General features: G+C 68.1%; 14 protein-coding genes and 1 pseudogene. 7 read left to right on the forward strand and 8 right to left on the reverse strand.

All coding sequences use genetic code 11. The annotated features are described in order from the left end of the window. Window positions 1–57 precede the first annotated feature (57 nt). The 4 genes from ahpC to UCD39_RS02450 all read right to left on the reverse strand — a co-directional run bounded on the left by ahpC (window position 58) and on the right by UCD39_RS02450 (window position 3,392). Entirely contained in the window at window positions 58–621 is a 564-nt protein-coding gene (ahpC, locus tag UCD39_RS02435; protein ID WP_145608432.1) for an alkyl hydroperoxide reductase subunit C, read from the reverse strand. Window positions 622–1,029: 408 nt separating this feature from the next. Continuing rightward, entirely contained in the window at window positions 1,030–1,542 is a 513-nt protein-coding gene (locus UCD39_RS02440; protein ID WP_330494543.1) for a DUF2059 domain-containing protein, read from the reverse strand. A 155-nt stretch (window positions 1,543–1,697) separates the two neighbouring features. Next, window positions 1,698–2,216, reverse strand: coding sequence for a DUF2059 domain-containing protein (locus UCD39_RS02445; RefSeq protein WP_330494544.1), 519 nt, complete (start codon window positions 2,214–2,216; stop codon window positions 1,698–1,700). A 168-nt stretch (window positions 2,217–2,384) separates the two neighbouring features. Continuing rightward, window positions 2,385–3,392 carry a sulfate ABC transporter substrate-binding protein gene (locus tag UCD39_RS02450; RefSeq protein WP_211101996.1) on the reverse strand — a complete coding sequence of 336 codons (1,008 nt, stop codon included), beginning with the start codon at window positions 3,390–3,392 and terminating at the stop codon, window positions 2,385–2,387. Window positions 3,393–3,970: 578 nt separating this feature from the next. On the opposite strand from UCD39_RS02450, the gene cysG reads away from it, so the two are divergent. From cysG to UCD39_RS02475, 5 genes are read left to right on the forward strand one after another with little or no spacing between them, the layout of a single operon-like run. Then, a complete protein-coding gene (cysG, locus tag UCD39_RS02455; RefSeq protein ID WP_330494545.1) occupies window positions 3,971–5,398 on the forward strand; it encodes a siroheme synthase CysG in 1,428 nt (475 codons plus the stop codon). A 13-nt stretch (window positions 5,399–5,411) separates the two neighbouring features. Further along, the gene (locus tag UCD39_RS02460) at window positions 5,412–5,714 is read left to right on the forward strand and encodes a DUF2849 domain-containing protein (protein WP_330494546.1); all 303 of its coding nucleotides are present in this window, start codon (window positions 5,412–5,414) and stop codon (window positions 5,712–5,714) included. A gap of 51 nt (window positions 5,715–5,765) precedes the next feature. Beyond that, window positions 5,766–7,487 carry a nitrite/sulfite reductase gene (locus UCD39_RS02465; RefSeq protein WP_330494547.1) on the forward strand — a complete coding sequence of 574 codons (1,722 nt, stop codon included), beginning with the start codon at window positions 5,766–5,768 and terminating at the stop codon, window positions 7,485–7,487. Beyond that, a complete protein-coding gene (locus tag UCD39_RS02470) occupies window positions 7,474–7,986 on the forward strand; it encodes a DUF934 domain-containing protein (protein ID WP_330494548.1) in 513 nt (170 codons plus the stop codon). Before UCD39_RS02465 ends, UCD39_RS02470 begins: the two co-directional genes overlap by 14 nt. Before the next feature lie 5 nt (window positions 7,987–7,991). Beyond that, window positions 7,992–8,699 carry a phosphoadenylyl-sulfate reductase gene (locus UCD39_RS02475; RefSeq protein ID WP_442943588.1) on the forward strand — a complete coding sequence of 236 codons (708 nt, stop codon included), beginning with the start codon at window positions 7,992–7,994 and terminating at the stop codon, window positions 8,697–8,699. Between the two features lie 7 nt (window positions 8,700–8,706). Here UCD39_RS02475 and UCD39_RS02480 read toward each other — a convergent pair whose 3' ends face one another. Then, window positions 8,707–9,903, reverse strand: a complete 1,197-nt coding sequence (locus tag UCD39_RS02480; RefSeq protein ID WP_330494550.1) for a hypothetical protein — start codon at window positions 9,901–9,903, stop codon at window positions 8,707–8,709. A gap of 149 nt (window positions 9,904–10,052) precedes the next feature. Between UCD39_RS02480 and sugE the strand changes: the two genes are divergently transcribed. After that, window positions 10,053–10,370: a quaternary ammonium compound efflux SMR transporter SugE gene (gene sugE / locus UCD39_RS02485; protein ID WP_330494551.1), complete on the forward strand. Its 318-nt coding sequence runs from the start codon at window positions 10,053–10,055 to the stop codon at window positions 10,368–10,370. Window positions 10,371–13,835: 3,465 nt separating this feature from the next. Then, window positions 13,836–14,255, forward strand: a pseudogene (locus UCD39_RS02490) (AAA domain-containing protein); the annotation flags it as partial. 150 nt (window positions 14,256–14,405) lie between these two features. Here the strand turns inward: UCD39_RS02490 and UCD39_RS02495 are convergent. The 3 genes from UCD39_RS02495 to UCD39_RS02505 form a co-directional block, all read right to left on the reverse strand. Further along, window positions 14,406–15,716 carry an NRAMP family divalent metal transporter gene (locus UCD39_RS02495; protein WP_503629719.1) on the reverse strand — a complete coding sequence of 437 codons (1,311 nt, stop codon included), beginning with the start codon at window positions 15,714–15,716 and terminating at the stop codon, window positions 14,406–14,408. 146 nt (window positions 15,717–15,862) lie between these two features. Beyond that, window positions 15,863–18,835: a hypothetical protein gene (locus UCD39_RS02500; RefSeq protein ID WP_330494552.1), complete on the reverse strand. Its 2,973-nt coding sequence runs from the start codon at window positions 18,833–18,835 to the stop codon at window positions 15,863–15,865. Between the two features lie 19 nt (window positions 18,836–18,854). Further along, on the reverse strand, window positions 18,855–20,774 hold the full coding sequence (locus UCD39_RS02505; protein WP_330494553.1) for a GMC family oxidoreductase: 1,920 nt from the start codon (window positions 20,772–20,774) through the stop codon (window positions 18,855–18,857). Window positions 20,775–20,832 lie beyond the last annotated feature (58 nt).

Here is a 20,832-nt window from a genome sequence, read left to right on the forward strand (position 1 = left end):
GCCCCCGGACAGGGACCGGGACGTCACCGTCCCGGTCCGGCATCAACCAGCGCGGGATCAGATCTTGCCGACCAGATCCAGCGACGGCTTCAGGGTCTCGGCACCCTCGGTCCACTTGGCCGGGCACACTTCGCCGGGGTGGCTGGCCACGTACTGGGCGGCCTTCACCTTGCGCAGCAGCTCCGACGCGTCACGGCCGATGCCATTGTCGTGGATCTCGCACAGCTTGATCTGGCCTTCGGGATTGATCACGAAGGTGCCGCGCAGGGCCAGGCCCTCTTCCTCGATCAGGACGTCGAAGTTGCGGGCCAGCGTGGCGGTCGGGTCGCCGACCAGCGGGTACTGCACCTTGGCGATGGTGTCGGAGGTGTCGTGCCAGGCCTTGTGGGTGAAATGGGTGTCGGTCGACACGCCGTAGATCTCCACGCCCAGCTTCTGGAACTCGGCGTAGTTGTCAGCCAGGTCGCCCAGCTCGGTCGGGCATACGAAGGTGAAGTCGGCCGGGTAGAACACCACCACGGACCACTTGCCCTTCAGGTCGGCCTCGGTAACGGGCACGAACTTGCCGTTGTGATAAGCGGTCGCCTTGAAGGGCTTCACTTCGGTATTGATGAGGGACATCATTAATTCCTTGGCTGGTTGAAATTGGTCAGTCGCGGATTGGCAATCGCGTTGTTTTCGGTGGGGCGCACCGGCCGCGATCCCCATCCGGGGCCCTGCGGCGTTCGCCCTACCGACGAACAGGACCATAGCCGCATCTTAGAATAATTCCAATTATAAAAATTGAGAGCCGTTTGCAGTCGCAGCATGCCAGCGTCGCGGTCGACGACGGGGCCGCCCCCTTGGCATTCAGGGGGGTCAGGGCCACCCGATAGCGGGGCGCGCATGGGGCGGATCGAAACGGCGGGGGCACTTTACTGGCGATGTGGCCGGGACGCCAGCCGCTCATAGGGCGAATTGCCACCAGGTGAGGACGCCCCCTGGGGATTGGGCGGCGCCGATGGGCACCGCCCCCTCTTCGGTGCAGGATCAGCCTTGGGGCACCGTCAGGCCCTCGCCCTTGCAGGCGGCGGCGAAGTCATTCATCACCTTGCCCAGGACGGGCGGCAGCATGGTCTTGGACTTGGCCATGGTCTGCTGCAGCAGCGCCGGCATTTCGGTGAGCAGCTTGGCCCCGGCCGGCGTGTCATAGAAGGCCAGGATCTGCCCGAGTTCCGCTTCCGTGAAATGGTCCGCATAGGTCGCGGCGACGGCGTCGAAGAACGGAACCATCGCCGTATTGAAATCGGGCAGCAGGCGCTTGTCCACCAGGGCCTGCACGTCGGCCTCGCGCCCCGGATTGACGATCTTCAGCTTTTGCACCACGGGTTCGATGACCGTGGGGATGAGCTGCTGCATCAGGTTGGCGGCATTCGTCTTGGCCACCAGTTTATGCGCCAGTTCCAACGCCTTGGGTGACGGCGGCGCGGCGGTCTGGGCATAAGCCGGCACGGCGGCCATGATGCACACGCCGATCAAACCGGCGGCAATTCTCTTAAACACCCGCACTCCCCTTCTGGCCTCACGGCCACTTATGATGGTGGATTGAGTGCGTCAGGGTAGCGCAGCGGCCGGCCGACGAACATCATCCACCACCACTCTGGGCTGAATGTCGCAGGGGGGCTTACATCGGTAGCTCTGGTCGGGCCGACGCCCCCTCACCCCTGGGGGATGGCCAGGCCCTTGCCCTTGCAGGTGGTGATGAAATCGCTCACCACCGGCCCCAGGGCCTGGGGCAGCAGGGCCTGCGCCCGGCCCCGGCCGCGCTGCTGCACCACCGGCATTTCCTTCAGCATCTTGGCGCCCGTGGGTGAGTCGTAGAAGTCCAGGATGGTTTTCAGCTCCGCCTCGGTGAAGCGCGCAGCGTAGGCCTGGGCATAGCTGTCGATGACCGGCGCCATGGCCTTACGGAACGCCGGCAGCAGCGTGTGCTCGAACAGGGCGTCCACTTCGGCCTCCCGCCCCGGATTCGCGGCCTTCAGGTTGAAGGTCAGCGGCTGCACCGTGGCGGCCAGCACCTGTTGCATCAGGTCGTCGGCGTTGACCCTGTCGGCCAGCGCCCGTGCCAGTTCCAATGCCTTGGGGGTGGGCGCCGGGGACTGCGCCAGCCCTGCCCCCGCCCACAGGATCGCGGCCACACCCAGGCCGGCCACGCCGGCAAACAGTCCCTTGCGCACGTCCATCCCCTTCCCTGTTGCCACTTCCGTGGCTTTAAGCCGATGACAGTACCGTTGGGACGGCAGGATGCGGAAGAGGCGCGGCGGCCCTCTACATCTAAATGCCAAACGCCGCCGCCCGGCATCCCGGACGGCGGCGCGCTTGGCACCGAAGTGAAGGGGCCGGCCTCAGCCCGGCTGGTACAGTTGGTCGAAACTGCCGCCATCGGCGAAGTGGGCCTTGTGGGCATCGTGCCAGCCGCCGAAGGTGGAGATGTCGAACAGTTCCACCTTGGCGAACTTGTTCACCACCTCTTGCAGCACCACGGGATCACGCGGGCGGTAGAAGTGCTTGGTCGCCAGAATTTGCGCCGGCTGGGTGTACAGGGTCTGCAGGTAGGCCTCCGCCACCCGGCGGGTGCCGTGGCGGTCCACCACCTTGTCCACCACCGCCACCGGCGGTTCCGCCAGGACGGAGACGGACGGGGTCACCAGCTCGAACTCGCCCGGGCCCAGTTCCTGGATGGCGAGGTAGGCCTCGTTCTCCCAGGCCAGCAGCACGTCGCCCAGACCGCGCTGCACGAAGGTGGTGGTGGCGCCACGCGCCCCGGTGTCCAGCACCGGCACCTTCTTGAACAGCGCCTTGATGTAGTCGCGGGCCGCCGCGTCACCGCCCTTGGCGCGGGCATAGCCCCAGGCCGCCAGATAGTTCCAGCGGGCGCCGCCGGACGTCTTCGGGTTGGGGGTGATGACCTCCACCCCCGGCTTCAGCAGGTCCGGCCAATCCTTGATGCCCTTGGGGTTGCCCTTGCGCACCAGAAACACGATGGTGCTGGTGTAGGGCGTGGAGTTATAGGGCAGGCGCTTCTGCCAATCCTTGTTGATCAGGCCGCCATTCTCGACGATGGCGTCGATGTCGTAGGCCAGCGCCAGGGTGACGACGTCCGCCTCCAGCCCATCGATGACGGCGCGGGCCTGCTTGCCCGACCCGCCGTGGGAGGTGTTGACGCTGACCTGGTCGCCGCCGGACGCCTTGGCCCATTCCTTGGCGAACAGGTCGTTATATTCCTTGTAGAATTCCCGTGTCGGGTCATAGGACACGTTCAGCAACTGCGAGGCGGAGCGCGCGCGCACCGACCCCAGCATGGCCACGCCGGCGGCACCCGCCATGGCGGTCAACAGTGTTCTGCGATGCATTCGGTATCCCCCTCAAGCGTTCGGGCGAGGCCCGGTGGCCCACCCCGGCGGAGCGAAGGCACCCCCTGTGACAGGATGGCGCACCCCTTCCGTGTTGTTGACGCCCATGACAAACGACACCGCAATCTGTGTCAACCGAAACATTAATAACAGTTCATTGATGTTATTATGAGGCGCGCTGATAACCTGGCTTCCCAGACCCCAGCCGAGCCAAGGCTTTGCCTGCATGACGGCGGATTAACCACTTCCAGCGCGTGAAATAATCCAGCCACAACACCGGCGCCATGCATGGCAGTATTGCGACGCGGCGCCGACCTGCGCGCCGCGGAAGCCGCCAGGCACCTCAGTTCGTTGACATACCGTGGTTTTCCATAATGGACCCGGCTGGGGCGGCCGCGCCACAGGCCGCCGCCGTCCATGGAAACGCCCCCCGCTTCAACCTCGACAAATATGCTGTTTACGAACACATTAAGAGGGAACGTCAATGCTTTCACATGGTGTTTTTGTATAATGTCGTCCGCCTTCCCCCTGTTCCTGACGCTGACTGGCCAGACGGCGCTGATCGTCGGTGGGGGGAATTGGCCCTGCGCAAGGCGCGGCTGGTGGCGGGGTCCGCCGCGCAAGGCCGGGGCGCCCGCTTGGTGGTGGTAGCGCCCGAGGTGCATCCCGACCTTGCGTCCCTGGCCGCCGAGGTCCGTCACCGCCCCTTCACCCCCGACGACCTGGACGGCGTGACCCTGGTGTTCGCCGCGGGGGAGGATGAGGACGAGGCCGCCAAGGTCGCGGCCCTGGCCCGGGCGCGCGGCCTGCTGGTCAACGTGCCGGACCGGCCGCACCTGTCCACCTTCATCATGCCGGCTATCGTGGACCGGGGGCCGATCACGGTGGCCATCTCGACCAATGGCACCTCCCCCGTCCTGGCCCGCCGCCTGCGCGCCCGCATCGAGGCGGCGCTGGAACCCGGCCTGGGCCGCCTGGCCACCTTCCTGGACAGTTTCCGGGGCGCCGTCCGCGCGGTGAAGTCGGACGAGACGGCGCGCCGCCGCTTCTGGGAACGGGTCATCGACGGCCCCATCGCCCAGCGCTTCCTGGCGGGGGATGAGGCCGGCGCGCATGAGCAGCTGGTGAAAACCCTGAACACGGACGCGGCGGCCGCCGGCGACGCGGCGGAGGGGGGATCCGTCGCCCTGGTGGGCGCCGGCCCCGGCGATCCCGACCTGCTGACCCTGCGGGCCCTGCGCGTGCTGCAGAACGCCGACGTCGTGGTGCATGACAAGCTGGTCGACGACCGCATCCTGGACTATGTGCGCCGGGACGCCCGCCGCATCTATGTCGGCAAGGCCAAATCCTGCCACACCGTCAGCCAGGACGAGATCAACGCCATCCTGGTGCGTGAGGCCCAGGCCGGCCACCGCGTCGTGCGCCTGAAAGGCGGCGACCCCTTCGTCTTCGGCCGGGGGGGTGAGGAAATGGCGGTGCTGCGCGCCGCCGGCGTGGCGGTGGAACTGGTGCCCGGCATCACCGCCGCCGCGGGCTGCGCCGCCGCCACCGGCATTCCCCTGACCCACCGCGGCCTGGCCCAGGGCATCACCCTGGTGACCGCCCACGGCGCCGCGCACAGCGGCCCGGGTGCCGACGGCAGCCCGTCGGAGCCGGCCATCGACTGGACGGCCCTGGCGCGCCTGGACCACACCCTGGCCATCTATATGGGCCTGAGCAAGGCCGGCCTGGTGGCCGATCGCCTGATCGCCGCCGGCAAGGCGCCCGACACCCCGGTCGCGGTGATCGAGAACGGCACCCGGCCGGACCAGACCCTGATCGTCGGCACGCTGGACCGGCTGGGGGCCCTGGCCGCCGGCCTGGCCGGTCCCGCCCTGATCCTGGTGGGCCAGGTCGTGACCCTGGCCCACCCCGCCAAAATCGCCGCCGATATTCTGACCACCGTCCCCGTTCCGGGCCGCGATGCGGACACGACCCCGGGCACGGGTTTCAAAGCCGCCGTCTGAAGAGGATAGTCCCATGGCCCGCGTCACCGACGCCCCCAAGGTCGTCACCGCCAACCGCCTGCAGGACGGCGCCGTCGTCTGGCTGACCGCCGCCGGCGACTGGTCGACCCGCATCGCGGACGCCCAGGTGCAGGCGGACGCCGCCGGCGCAGAAGCGGCCCTGGGCATCGCCCGCGCCTCCGCCGCCCGGCAGGAGGTGGTGGAGCCCTACGCGGTGGATGTGGCAGCGGAGGCCGGTGGCCCCCGCCCCCTGAAGACACGGGAATGGATCCGCGCCGCCGGCCCCAGCATCGACGCCATCCCCACGGCGGCCTGAGTCGGCGCCCCTCCTTACCGCATGAATAAAGACCACATCGAGCTTGCCGTCATGAGCCCCACCGCCGCCGCCCGCCAGATCGACCCACCCGCCAACGGCCTGCCCAGCCACGCCGGCATCTACCACTACGACCAGGTGGACCGCGATTTCCTGAAGCAACGGGTGGAGCAGTTCCGCCGCCAGGTGGCCCGCCGCCTGGCCGGTGAGCTGACGGAGGACGAGTTCAAGCCGCTGCGCCTGATGAACGGCCTGTACCTGCAGCTGCACGCCTACATGCTGCGCGTCGCCGTGCCCTATGGCGTGCTGACCAGCCGCCAGGTGCGCCAGTTCGGCCGCATCGCCCGGCAGTACGACAAGGGCTTCGGCCACTTCACCACCCGTCAGAACCTGCAGTTCAACTGGATCAAGCTGGTGGACGTGCCGGCCATCCTGGATCTGCTGGCGGAGGTGGATCTGCACGCCATCCAGACCAGCGGCAACTGCATCCGCAACGTGACCTCGGACCAGTTCGCCGGTGTCGCCAGCGACGAGGTGGTGGACCCGCGCCACTATGCCGAAGTGCTGCGCCAATGGTCGACGCTGCACCCCGAATTCTCGTTCCTGCCGCGCAAGTTCAAAATCGCCATCACCGGCAGCAGCGCCGACCGCGCCGCCATCTGCATCCACGATGTGGGGCTGATCGCCAAGCGCGACGTGGAGGGTAAAGTTGGCTTCGAGGTCTATGTCGGCGGTGGCCTGGGCCGTACCCCCTTCATCGCCAAGAAGCTGCGTGACTGGCTGCCGGAAGATCAGCTGATCGCCTATCTCGAGGCGGTGCTGCGCGTCTACAACGCCTATGGCCGGCGCGACAACATCTATAAGGCGCGCATCAAGATCCTGGTGCATGAACTGGGCATCGACACCTTCCGCGACGAGGTGGAGGCCGAGTTCGCCCGCATGCCGGTGGCCGAATACCGACTGGAACCGGCCATCATCGACGGCATCCGCGCCCGCTTCGCCAGCCAGCCGTACGAGGCGCTGGAGCCCATCTCCGGCGTCCTGGCCCGCACGCGGCTGGAGGACCAAGCCTTCAACCGCTGGGTCCGCACCAACGTCGCCGCCCACCGGCAACCCGGCTACGCCATCGCCACCATCACCCTGAAGCCGGCGGGCGGCATCCCGGGCGATGTCTCGGCGGACCAGATGGACACGATCGCCGACCTGGCCGACCGCTACAGCTTCGGCGAAATCCGCGTGACGCATGAGCAGAACCTGGTGCTGGCCCATGTCCGCCAGGACGACCTGCCCGCCCTGTGGCGGGCGCTGTCGGCCATCGGCTTCGGCGAGGCCAATTCCGGCCTGATCACCGACATCATCGCCTGCCCCGGCCTGGACTACTGCGCCCTGGCCAACGCCCGCTCCATTCCCCTGGCCCAGCGCATTTCCGAGCGCTTCGCCGACCTGGACCGGCAGCACGACATCGGCGAGCTGAAGATCAAGATCAGCGGCTGCATCAACGCCTGCGGCCATCATCATGTCGGCCACATCGGCATCCTGGGTGTCGATAAGAAGGGTGTGGAGGCCTACCAGTTGACGCTGGGCGGCTCGGCGGCCGAGGTGGGCGCCATCGGCGACATCATGGGCCCGGCCCTGTCGGCGGATGAGACGGTGGACGCCATCGAGTCCGTGGTCGGCATTTATCTGGAACAGCGCCAGGATGGGGAACGCTTCCTCGACACCCTGGCCCGCATCGGTCACACCCCGTTCAAGGACAAGGTCTATGCCTCTCATTGACTCCGGGAAACTGGTCGACGACGCCTGGGTGCGCCTGGGTGACGACGACGCCCTGCCGGCGGCGGACGTGCCCGTCATCGTCAGCCTCGCCCGGTTCCACAAGGACCGCGCCAGCCTGGCGGGTCGCAATGGCGGCCTGGGCGTCTGGCTCGCCAGCAACCAGCACCCCAAGGACATCGCGGACCATTTGGCGGATTTCGCCCTGGTGGCGCTGGACTTCCCCAAGTTCCGCGATGGCCGCGGCTTCACCATCGCGCGTGAACTGCGGGAGCATTTGGGCTATCGCGGCGTCATCCGCGCCACCGGCCACACCCTGCCGGACCAGTACCTGTTCCTGACCCGGTGCGGCGTCAACCAGGTGGAAATCCCGGAAGGCCGCGACCCCGCCCTGTGGGCGCACGCCCTGACGGAGATCGACACCGCCTATCAGGTGTCGGTGGCCGGGCCCCTGTCCATGGCGCGCCTGGCGCGCCACAAGACGACGGAGCACGCGGCGTGACCGGGGTGGGCGACCGGGCGGCCGATTTGGCCCGGACCTACGCCGGCCTGACGGGCCCGGCGCTGCTGGAACCCCTGCTGACGCGGGAACTGAAGGGCGAGATCGCGCTGGTCTCTTCCTTCGGGGCGGAGTCCGCCGTGCTGCTGCACATGGTGGCGGCGATCGACCCGGCCACGCCCGTCCTTTTCCTGAACACCGGCAAGCTGTTCGGCGAGACCCTGCGCTATCGCCGGGAGCTGGTGGCCAAGCTGGGCCTGACCGATGCCCGGGAGATCAAGCCGCTGCCCGAGGATGAGGCCGCCCGCGACGCCGACGGCCTGTTGTGGCGCGCCAACCCGGACGCCTGCTGCCGCTTCCGCAAGGTGGAGCCGCTAAACCGCGCGCTGGAGGGCTTTGGCGCCTGGATCACCGGCCGCAAGCGCTTCCAGGCCGCCACCCGCGCCGACCTGGTGATCATCGAGGCCACCGAGGGCCGGCTGAAGATCAATCCCCTGGCGGACTGGGGCCGCGACGATTTGGTGGCCTACATGGACCGCCACGACTTGCCCCACCATCCGCTGGAGGCCGACGGCTATCTGTCCATCGGCTGCATGCCCTGCACCGACCGCGTCGCCGCGGGCGAGGACGGACGGTCCGGCCGCTGGGCCGGTCTGGGCAAGACGGAATGCGGCATCCACCTGCCACTGCCCGCCGTGGCGGCCCCCTCCGCCTAAGTCCGGCTCAACCCTCCGCCACCTTGGGGGCCGCCTGCCGATGGGCGGCGGGCACAAGAGTAGCGGACCCAAGGGCGGCAGGGCGCGGGGCGGTGTCGCGCGTCTTGAACACGTCGCGCAACTTGTCGACCGCGGAATCGAACATGGTGAACACCGCCTCCACGCTATAGCCCGCGAGGAAGGCGGCGCCCAGCAGCGAGATTTGGGCCGAGGCCGTGGGTTCGATGGTGGCGACCACGCTCTTGTAGAAAAGTCCGGTGGACAGCCCCAGGGTCAGGCCCAGCGCCCGGCGCAGCACCATGCGAAAACCCAGCTGCGGCAGGAGGGAGGCGTTGACCACCGCGTCCGTCAGCACCCGCGCGATATAGGCGCAGGCGCCCAGCAGGCCGAACAGGGCCGGCAGGACGTAGAGGGTCAGCGCCGTGCCGGCGCTCCAGGCCAGTTCCACCGTGTGCAGCAGGATGGTGTCGGCATCCTCCGGGGAGGCCACCACAGGTGCCGGCAGGGAACCTGCCGACGGCGCCGTCTCCCGCCGCTGGCAATAGCCATGGGCGTCGAAGCTGAGCGTGACGACGCGGGACAGCGGATGACAGATCCACGGCGCCAGCAACTGCGCCGCAGCATGCCGCCGCAGCTGGACCAGGGGCTCCTCGGCCGCCGGCTGGGTGGGACCGCCGCCAGCGGCGGCCGTATCGTCCATGGGCCGCTGCGCCACCGCGCCCTCGATGAACAGCAGCTTGCGCACGCCGGTCTGGGTCAGGAGGTTGGTGCCGTTGACGGCGTGTATCTGCACGATGGCCGTCACCAGCGCCACGCCCACCAGCCAGGCGACGCCGCTGCGGATGGTCCGTTGCACCAGGCCCGCCCGCGTCAGCGAGCGCCACCAGCCGGCCAGGCCCATGTCGCGCCGAAACTCCCGCAGATGACGCAGGCTGGCGCTGGTGGCTGGTGCAATCACCACCGACAGTGCCTGGTAGGCCACCCAAAGCTCCTGCTTATCTTCCAGGCTCAAGCGCTCCGGCGGGATGGCGGTGACGCGCACCGCCGTGTCGACTACCGCCCGCTCCAGCGCCAGGCCCCGGCCGGCGGCGTAGCTCAGCATGATGCGCAGGTCTTCCTGCCATTCATCCCACCGCTGGTGGTCGCGCGCATCCATCGCGGCCGGCGCCGCACCGGTCCCCTCCGCGTTCGTCCCATCGGTCATGGCCGTCCCTCCCCATCCCAAGAACTCAATTAAAGAGACATGCGCCAATAAAGTCTTTCTCTTTTTTATAATCTTGGCATTCCGGTTACGGGCCGCCATGCTTTCCCAACCGGGGACACCCCCGCCCCTTCACACACCGGAGAACCCCCGTGGCTTGGCTATGGTTGCTGATGGCCGGCCTGTCCGAAGTGGGCTGGGCCGTGGGCCTGAAATACACCGAGGGCTTCACCCGCCTCATCCCGTCCGTCCTCACCCTCGCCGCCATGGGCGTCAGCCTCGGCATGCTGGGCCTGGCCCTACGCACCCTGCCACTGGGCACGGCCTACGCGGTGTGGACGGGAATCGGCACCCTAGGCACGGTCATCGCCGGCATCGTCCTGTTCAATGAGCCGGCGACCGCCCTGCGCCTGGCCTGCATTGGCCTGATCGTGGCCGGCATCGCCGGGCTGAAGCTGGCAACGCATTGACGGCGGGGCGAGGGCGGTGAGCTCACCCGCGCTGATTGGAAAAATCTGGGCACCACATGCCATGGGTAGACATGCCGCCCCAAATCCCATAGCCATCATGGGATGAGCCGCCGTCCCACGCCCGCCGAAGCCCCCACTCCCAACGCTGCGATGCGTGCCACCATCCGCCGTGCTGTCGAGTATTGGCGTATCGTTGAATGCTTCAACATCAACGAACTGCCGGCCCCATCGGCCAAGGGTCTGGTGCGCGACATCACCAACGACGACCAGTGGCCCTGGCTGAATCAGAAATACCATCCCATCCTGGACCAGGATGGTCGGCCCCTTCTGGACAAGGACGGCTATCAGGTCGACTGGTTCCACATCGTCTATTTCGGGATTTACCCCGCCCCGCAGGTTCAGAAGGACATCTTCGCAGTCTTCGAAGAACCGCTGGAGGATCGGGGTGGTCGGGCGCCCAAGGGGCATATCGCCTTTGCCGCCGCTGTCATCGACGGCAGTGGCCACCTCTTTGACCTCAATGCCGACAAGCGGGATACCCTGCGCCGCGAAGCCGCCGCAGCCGGCCGGGGCATGCCCGAGGTGCCGGCCCGCTATCTGGAGCTGGCGGCCCTGCCTTGGGCCATGGGCGGCGTCGCCAAGGCCGACAGGCGCCAAGGATTGCCGGAACTGGGATCCTTCGATGTGATCGCCGATGCGGCCCGCGATAGGCTGGAGAGCCTACTGGCGGGGAACGGCGACGGGGCGGAGGATGAGGCCGATGCCGAGGATGCGGGTCCTGCGGACGACACCCCCCGGGTTCCGCTTACCCTTGCGACGGCACGCGCGGTGGCGCAGGGCCTGCTGGACCATTTCGGGTGGCGACCCAGCGGCCAATGGGACATCGCCAGGACCCACACGGTCAAGCGACGCACCAAGCCCGGTAAGAAGCGCAAGCCCGTAAGCCCCGATATGCTCAACAGCTTCCTGTTGGACGACCTGGCGCGGGTGCGGCTCGCCCTGGATGACTGGAACATCGGGGCGGGGTTGGAGCATTATCTGCGCGCGCCGCTGGAAAAGCCGCCCGACGGCGTCCGGCGTGATGTCATCGCCAACCCCAGCCATGCCGAACGCCTGCTGCACCCTGGTCTTCTGCCAGGCGGAACCTGGCCCGCCAAGGGTGGCCACACCCTGGTCTATGCCCAACAGATGGCGGTCAACGCCGTGTTCGACCGCCTGGCGGCTGAGAGCGGCCTTTTCTCGGTCAACGGCCCGCCGGGAACCGGCAAGACCACGATGTTGCGGGACTTGGTGGCTGGCATCGTGGTCCAACGGGCCCAGGTACTGGCCGAGCTGCCGAAAGCGCGAGACGCCTTCGCCCCGAGGGTCCGGTTGGCGGACAAGATCTACGTCCATCCCGTCATCGACGCGCTGAAGGGCTTTGAGATCGTTGTCGCCTCGGCCAATAACGGCGCCGTGGAGAACATCTCGCGGGAGCTGCCGGCCGCCAAGGAAGTGGACGGCTCGTGGCTGGCCGCCGCCAATGCCGAGACGGGCGCTGCGGACCCCCTGGCCGAAATCGCAACCAACCTGCTGATGCCCATCGAGCCGTCGGACCTGGAGGCGGCCCTGGAAGAGGGGGATGAAAGCACCGTTCCCCTCACCGACACGTCCACCGACACCCCCGCCGACGGCGAACCCGCCTGGGCCTTGATGAGCGCCGTGCTGGGCAATACCCGCAACCGCAACACTTTCGCCTCACGGTTCTGGTGGGGTCGGAAGGCGACCGCCAAGCGGATTGGCTTTACCGGACTGCCGGAACTGATCGGTAGGCGGGGCACCGCCCGCGCGGCGGAGGAATTCACCGAGGCCCAGCGGAACTTCAAGGAAAAGCTGGTCCTGTTCGAGGCACTGAAGGCGGAACTCACCACTTGGGCGGACCAGGCGGAGGAACTGCCGGCGCTGCGGGCGGCGTGCCAACAGGCGGAAGAGGCCGTCGCCGCAGTCCGGCACCGGCTGGCCGATGCCGAGGCCCAGGACCAGCAGGCGACCGCAACGCTGCGGGACAAGCGGGCGGCCCTGGCCGCAGCCGCACCGGCCCTGCGGGCGGTACTGGATGCCTACGCCGAGGCCCTGGCCGCCCAGCAGCGGGAAACGGCCGCCCGTCAAGCCTTGCAAGCCGGAGAACAGACCATTCTCAAGGCGCGGGAGGGGCTGCGGAAAGCGGAGAGCGACGCGGCGGTGGCACAGGCGGCGCTGAATCTGCGAAAGGAGATACAGGCGCTGGAACTGGGGCGCGCCCCCAAGGCCTGGATTCTGTTCATTAACACCGGCGCCCGGCAGGAATGGTACGCCCGGCGCGATGCCATGGCCGCGGCCATCATACATGAAGGGGAACGGCTGGCCATGGCGACGGCCTCCGTCGCCTGGCTGAAAAGGGCGGCCGAACAAGAGGCCGACGCCTTGGCGGAGGCGACAGCCCAGCTGGACACTCTGACCGAACGCCGCCATAGCATGGCACGGCGGGTGGTCGAGCTGATGGCGCCGCAAGCCCCTGGCCGCTTTCTCCGCGACGCCGAGGAGGCAAGCCAAGCGGCGATGCAGGCGCTGGCCAGTTACGAGATCAGCGTTGCCGAGGCCGAGGCCGATGCGCAGGCAGCCCTGCAACGGCGGCAGGTGGCGGAAATCGATCTCCGAGAATGCCAGACCGCCCTGAAGGCCGTGCAGGCGCGGGAGGCCAAACTGGCCGCCCTGCTCGCTCAGATTCCCGGGGAGGTCGCCTGCGTGGATGATCGTTTCCGGGCACGGTCAACAGCGGAACAGCAGAAATCCTCACCCTGGATGCACGCCGCCCTGCGGGATAGCCGCACGCAGCTGTTCCTGGCCGCGCTCCGCCTGCACCGCGCCTTCCTGTTTGCCGCCTGGACGCAGATGCGGACCAATCTGGGTTTGTTCCTCGACATCCTGAAGCAAACGCAGCCGCCAGAGACATTGGAATATCTGGGGGATGCCTGGACCTCCCTGTTCCTGGTCGTGCCCCTGGTTTCCACCACCTTCGCCTCATGCGGACGCCTGTTCGCCGGCCTGGGCCGGGAAAGCCTAGGCTGGCTGTTCGTGGACGAGGCGGGCCAAGCGCCCCCGCAAGCGGTGCTGGGCGCCCTGTGGCGGGCACGACGGTCGGTGATCATCGGTGATCCGCTGCAGATCGAACCAGTGGTGACGGTGCCGCGCAAAGCCCTGACCATGATGGCCAATCGGGCGGGCCTGCCGCCCGGCTTTCTGCCCGGCGACGTGTCCGCCCAGCGGCTGGCGGACTTGGCCAACCCTATCGGCGCCTATCTGGGTGGCGACGCCGCCACCGGCGGCGCCCAGGACAATCCCAACGACGAAACCAAGGGCATGTGGGTCGGCAGTCCCTTGCGGGTGCATCGCCGTTGTGACGACCCCATGTTCCGCGTGGCCAACGCCATTGCCTATAACGATCTGATGGTCTGGGGCCGCGGCAAACGTGAGGGGTTCCCCGCCCCCCTGGGCGACAGCGCCTGGGTTGACGTGGCGGGAGCAGCGACGAACGGGCACTACATCGCGGCGCAGGGCGCGGTCGCGCTGGATCTCGTGGCCCGCATCCGACGCGACCAGCCGCAGCAGTCCATCTTCGCCATCTCGCCCTTCCGAACGGTGGTCGAAGGGTTGCGATCCCAAGCCCGCAGCGGCACCCTGCCGGACGCGGAGGAGTGGGCGGAGAAACATGTCGGCACCGTCCATACCTTTCAGGGCAAGGAGGCCGACGTCGTCATCTTGGTCCTGGGCGGCAACCCGGACAGCCCAGGCGCCTTCACCTGGGCATCGTCACAGCCCAATCTGTTGAACGTGGCCATCACCCGGGCGCGGGAGCGGCTGTACGTGGTTGGCAGCCATGAGCTGTGGGGCGGCCACCGCTATTTCTGTGATCTGGTCGACGCCCTGGGACCGCCCGTGGACCCCGCCGTCTTGCTGCGCCCCGGGGAGTCGCCGCCCACGCGGCGACTCCCCGGGCGGCAATCATGGCGGCGGCGATCACATCACCCAGGTGACCACCATGGCGGTGTCGACCACCGCCATCGCGGCCATACAGGCCCAGCCCAGGGCGCGCAAGGCCGGCGGCAGGACGAAGTCGCCCATGATCTCGCGCTTGGTCGCCATACGCATCATCATGACGATGACCGGCACCGCGACCAGGCCGTTGACCACGGCGCTCCAGAACAGGGCCTTCACCGGGTCCATGTCGATGACATTCATGACCGAACCCACAGCCATGGCGGCCAGGATGGCGCCGTAGAAGGCCTTAGCCTTGTTCCAGGGCCGCGCCAGGCCCACCGGCCAGCGCCGCGCCTCCCCCAGCGCATAGGCCGCGGAGCCCGCCAGCACCGGCAGGGCCAGCAGGCCGGTGCCGATGATGCCCAGGGCGAAGATGGCGAAGGCGAAGGTGCCGGCGATGGGCCGCAACGCTTCCGCCGCCTGCGACGAGGTTTGGATGTCGGTGACGCCGTGGGTGTGCAGGGTGGCGGCCGTGGTGATGATGATGAACAGGGCCACACCGTTGGACAGCAGCATGCCGATGTAGGTGTCGAGGCGGATGCGCCGCAGTTCCTCCGGCCCCTGCTCCGGCGCCTTTTTCAAGGGTTGGGCGGCGGGGTCGTCCTTTTCCTCCTCCACCTCCTGGTCGGCCTGCCAGAAGAACAGGTAAGGGCTGATGGTGGTGCCGAAGACGGCCACCACCGCCACAAGATAATCGGGAGAGGTCCAGGCGATGTGCGGCCGCGCGATGGCCCGCCCCAGCTCGCCCCACGGGATGGGCACCACCAGCACGGTGGCGACATAGGCGAACAGGGACAGGGTCAGCCATTTGAGGATGGAGACGTAGCGGCAATAGGGCACCAGGATCTGCAGGGCCGCCGACGCCCCGCCGAAGGCGATGACGTACAACCACTGCGGCCCGCCAATCAGCAGGCCCAACGCGGCCGCCATGGCGCCCAGGTCGGCGCCGATGTTGACCACGTTGGCCGCCACCAGCAGGAAGACGATGGCGTTGATGGTCAGCGGCGGGTAATGCCGGCGCAGGTTGCCGGCGATGCCGTGGCCCGTCACCCGGCCGATGCGGGCGCTGATCTCCTGGATGGCCGCCATCAGCGGATAGGTCAGCACCAGCGTCCAGGCCAAGCCATAGCCGAACTGGGCGCCCGCCTGGGAATAGGTGGCGATGCCGCTGGGGTCGTCGTCGGAGGCGCCGGTGACCAGTCCGGGGCCCAGGCACTGCCAAATGGTACGGGGCTTGCGCGGGCCGGTCGCGGTTGCGGATGGCGCCGAATCCGGCTCCAGCGTGTCCAAGGCGTGCCTCCCCGCTCAGTGTCGAAGCCGGGATGGGCCACCCGCCTACCGTGCGGCCTATCCCCGCCCCTAAAGATGCAGGGGCGATACCTTGTTCCGTTCAGACCAAGGTGCGCTGACCCGGGCCATGGCCAAGCTCCGCGTCCTCACGCGCCGGCGATGACCGGCGGATCACACTCGTCACACGCCTCCCTCAGCGCGGGCTCGGCCAGGCGGTCGAGGATCTGCTTCAGGGTGGCGAGATCGGTGGCGCAGCCCTGGGCCTCGGCCAGGATGCTGTCCATGATCTCGAAGCCCAGCGACCGATAGCTCTCAAACTGGCTTTCGGAGAACCACTGATCGGTGGTGGACTCGTGCGGGAAGGTGGGGTGGCTGTTGGCATAGGCCTTGACCCCGGCGCTTTCCTCGCAGTTGTGGAAGCTGGCCTTGACGTACAGCAGGATGCCCGGCTTGGCGGTCGGGCCGTCGGCGGCCGCGTAGTCGATGATGCCCATGGCGTGATAGGGCACGTTGGCCAGCACCTCCGCCGGGTTGGCCGGGCGCGGCTTCATGGCCTGCAACTCATGGAAGCGGACGGGAATGCCGAAGTCGATGCCGATCTTGCGCACCGTGTCGCCCAGATCGCTGTAGGTGAAGGTCGGGTCGCAGCCGGCGTCGCTGACCACGATGTAGCGGCAGCGGCGCCGCACCATCTCATACAGTCCCAGGTTCTCGAAATGGCCGCCATCCGACAGGTTGACATAAGGCTGCGTGTCGGTGGTCAGGCCGAACGCGTCCTTGACCAGCGGCAGGGCGGCCGTGGGCGGCCCGTTGCGGTACCAGGACTTGTCGCCGACCGGCGACGGGTTGCCCAGCCACCAGCCCAACCGCACGTTCAGCAGCGTCAGCAGCAAGGACACGGTGGGGGAGGAGTGATAGCCCATGTTGGGGTTCACGGCGGCGCCGGAAATGGCCATGGCCGTACCCAGCGTGATGCCGGTGTTCTGCTCATCCTCCTCCACCGGGCGGCGCGCCTTGCGCCACAGGAAGGGCCACAGGATCCACTGGCGTCCGCTGTGCGAGGCGCCGCCGTACTTGGCGGACGGGCGATAGGCGCCGCGGTAGGTCGCCAGCGTGCCGCCTGGCTGGTCCAGCAAGGGGCACAGCGACGCAGCCCCGCTGTGCAGGGGGCTGATGGTGAAGGGCATGGCCTTGCGCTGCTGCCACGCCAGATTGCGGGTGGACACGATGTTCAGCGTGGTGGTCAGCACATGGAAAGGCCGCCACAGGTCGCCCGTGCGCCGGGCCCGGTCCTTGGGCCACAGCGCCGCCATGGGCGGGTTGTCGTCCATGTCGAAGCCGGTGAAGCGGTCGGGCTTGCGCCCGATGTGCGAAGCGCCGAGGAAGGCCCGGACCAGCCGGTTGCGGTACAGGCCGTGCAGGGAAAAGCGATTGATATTGATGTATTTCGACGCGAACCAGGCGATGGCGCCCAGGATGGCGGCGGCGATGAGCAGCAGCGGCACCACCATGCTGCGGTCCTGCGGCTCCGCCATGCCCTGGAACAGCACCGACCCGGTGCTGTCCGGCAGCGGCACGTAGTTGCCATAGGAGATGAGGTAGGTGAACAGGGAGTCGCGCAGCACCACCAGGTCGATGACGGCGGAGCCGACGACCAGCAGCAGGGCGAAGAACAGGGGCGCCGCCAGGCTGGCCACCACGCTGTAGAGCAAGGCCACCGGGCTGCGGTTGGGCGCCTGGGTGGCGGGCTGGGCCGAGCTGCGGCCGCTGGCGCCCGTCAGCCAGCCGATCACCGCCGTGGCGCCGCCACCGGCCACCAGCCAATCGAACAGGGCGTCGGCGCCCCGTTCCACCTGCCCCGCCGTCCACGACCCCAGCAGGGCCAGCGCCACGCCGGCGATCCAGGCGAGGCAGACCGCCAGGTACCAGCCGGCGGAGCGGGCGAACCACTCCCGTTGCTCGTCCGAGCGGGGCGTGTTGCTGGTCAGGGCCACGTAGCAGGTTTCCGCCACCAGTTGCGACAGCAACAGCCAGGGGGTGGCGAACATCAGCAGCAGCAACAGGCGCAAGGGCGCATCGCCGCCGGAGCCCAGCAGGTGGGCGCCAAAGCCCAGGAAGGCGCCATAGGCGAAGCCGGCCACCAGCCAGCCCCAGGTGGTGCGATGCTTCAGCCGCGCCCAGCGGCCGAGGTCCAGCAGGGCGCTGAAGAACTCACCCGTTGTCACCAGGGTGACGACCTGGGCGGCGCCATAGACCACCACCCCGAACAGCCCGCCGAAGACCAGCAGGTCGGCCAGCGGCGTCACGATCAGCAGTTGATAGCCGATGGTGGTGTCCAGCGCCCCGGTCCAGGCGACCCCGCCCAGGAACATGGGCAGGAGGTTGCCCCAGAGGAACTGTTCCTGGGTGGCGCTGGCTGTGCCGCTGAGCCGCATGCTGCGCAAGGTGAAGCGCAGCCCCGTGAGGACCAGGACCAGGGAAATGGCCGCGAGGATGGCCAGCGCCACCCCGTATTTCTGGTCGCCGAAGGGATGGGGCAGCCAGGCCACGCCCACCGCCGCCAGCTTCACCACCACCAGGCTCAGAAGGAACAGGGGGATCAGCAGCACCCAGTTCAGCACCAGGTTGCGCAGGATCATGGCCGCCGCCGCCCAGGTGTCGGCGGAAACCAGGCCCACCTTGGGCGTCAGATAGTTGCTGTCGCGGCGCAGGTCGCCGATGGCCGTCGGCTCCACCGCGCTGACCTCATGACCGCGCGTGTTCAGCTGCGGCAGCACATCGGCATAGGGCTGGCGGAAAAGCCAGGCCGACAGCCAGCTGCCGATATAGCCGCCGCCCGACACGGTGGACAGATAGTTGAACTGCCCCAGCAGCGCCTTGTCCGGGGACGGCAGGCGGAAGTCCTTGCAGGGCCGGGGCCGCGCCGCCAGCGCCTGGATGATGCCCAGGGCGAAGGTGGCGCTGCGGATGCCGCCGCCCGACAGGCAGAGGGCGGTGGATTCCAGGGCGTTGAGCCCCAGGTTGAGCTGGTCGTCCTGCACCCCGTCGAGCGCGTGGTCGCCATGGATTTCCTTGGCCTCGGCGCGCAAGACCTCGATGGTGCTGAGCGGATTGGTCATTGGTTTGCCCCCTGGTCTCTCACGCCCGCGCCGAGCGGCTGCGGGTCTGCGTGCGGCGGGTTTGCTGGATGATCACCTCGGCCGCCTTTTCGCCGATCATGTAGACGGCGCTGACGATGAAGTAGCCGGGGATGCGCGGGAAAACGGAGGCGTCGACCACCCGCAGCCCCCGCACGCCATGGACGCGGAAGTCGCTGGACAGCACGCCACCCCCCGTGGCGCTGCCGATGGCGCAGGTGCAGGAGGCGTGGTGCCCCCAGGCCTGGTCGCGCACGAAGGTCTTCAGCTGTTCATCCGTCTGGACCTCGGGTCCGGGCAGCAGTTCCCGCTTGGCGATGCCCTGGTCGTACAGCTTGCGCGTCACCGCGCGCACGAAGCGGATGCCCTCCACCACGCTGTCCAGGTCCTGCCCCTCCTTGTCCGTGCCTTCCTCGAAGTAATGGAAGTTGATGTAGGGGGTGTCGCGCGGGTCGGCGGAGCGCAGGGTGACCTCGCCACCGCGGTTCAGGGTGTGGGCCTTCAGGATGGCCCAGGTCAGCATGTTGAGGTGCGCCGGGAACAGGGCCGAGTATCCCGGGAAATAGCCCCGGAAAAGGCCCAGCAGGCCGAAGCAGAACAGGTCCGGCATGGGCCGTTCGGGGAAGGAGCGCTTGGTCACCGCCAGCACGGCCCCGTTGGTGGTGTAGACACCCTCGCGGCTGTCCTTCCACTGCTTGTACTGGGGATCGCCGGGGGCGAACTTGGCGCCCTTCAGCACCTCCCAATCCTCGGTCATCTCATTGACGACGCCCACCTCGTACCGGTCCTGCATGTTGCGGCCCACGCCCGGCAGGTCGACCAGGATGGGGATGTCGAACTTGGCCAGCGTCTCCTTCGGCCCGATGCCCGACAGCATCAGCAACTGCGGGGTGTTGAAGGCGCCGCCCGACAGAATGACCTCGCGCTTGGCGTAGACGGCGCGGCGTTCCCCGCCAGGCGCCTGCTCGTAGGAGGCGGCGTACAGCCGTTCGCCCTTGAGGTATTCCACCCCGATGGCGCGCTTGTCGTCATCGAACAGCACCCGCGTCGCCAGGGCGTCCAGCTCGATGTGCAGCCGGTCGGGATGGCGGGCCGCCACGTCCAGCAGGCGTTCGCGCGTGCCGGTGCGGGCGTGGTTGTGGTTGGACAGGGGCACGTAGCGCAGGCCGAAGGCGTCGGCATTCACCAGGCGCACGTCGTTGGGGTCGCCCTGCCCCTCCAGCAGCCATTCGAAGCCCTGGTCGGGGTTGGGCTCGCGCCGCAGCACCGCCTTGGCGCAGTCCAGCAGCCCCTGGATCAGGGGCTTGTCCCCGAGCGCCTGCAAGGGGATGGCCTTCTGGGTGTGCAGCCAGCCGCGGAAGCCGTGGCCCGTGGGATTGATGAGCCCGAAGCTCAGCCAATACAGCAGGCGATAGGGCCAGCGGTAATGGCAGTTCTCCAGCTTGTTGAACAGGCGGCGCATGGCCCTGGGCTGCCAGCTGGCGTCACCGGTGAGGTCGGCGATGAACTGCCAATCCTCATTGTTGGGATAGACGATGATCTGGGCGTTGTGGGCGGTGCAGCCGCCCAACGTGCCGGAACGGGGATAGAGGATGCCGTTGACGGGCTTGCCCTCGAAATCCTGCACGTATTTGGGGTCCGCCGTCTGCGCGGCCTGCGAGGTGTAGTGGCGCACGAAGAAATCCCACCGCATGCCGGTGTTCTCGGACGCGAAGGGGTGGAACACCGGCACGTCGTAATCGTCCGGCAAACGGTTGTCGTTGGGATAGGCGGGGTCGCCGCCCTGGCTCTTGCGCGGGTCGCCCCCCGCCTCCAGCACCAGCACGGAATACCCTGCCTCCGCCAGGCGGGCCGCCACCGTGCCGCCGCCGGCGCCCGAGCCGACGACGATGAAATCATACTCAGCGGACGTGTCGCTCACGTTTGCCATAGCCTATCCCCCGTGCCTGGCCGTGGATTTGCCGCCCCTGTCGCCGGCC

The sequence above is a fragment of the Nitrospirillum karajorum genome (genome assembly GCF_036348415.1).
Lineage (GTDB): Bacteria > Pseudomonadota > Alphaproteobacteria > Azospirillales > Azospirillaceae > Nitrospirillum > Nitrospirillum amazonense_B.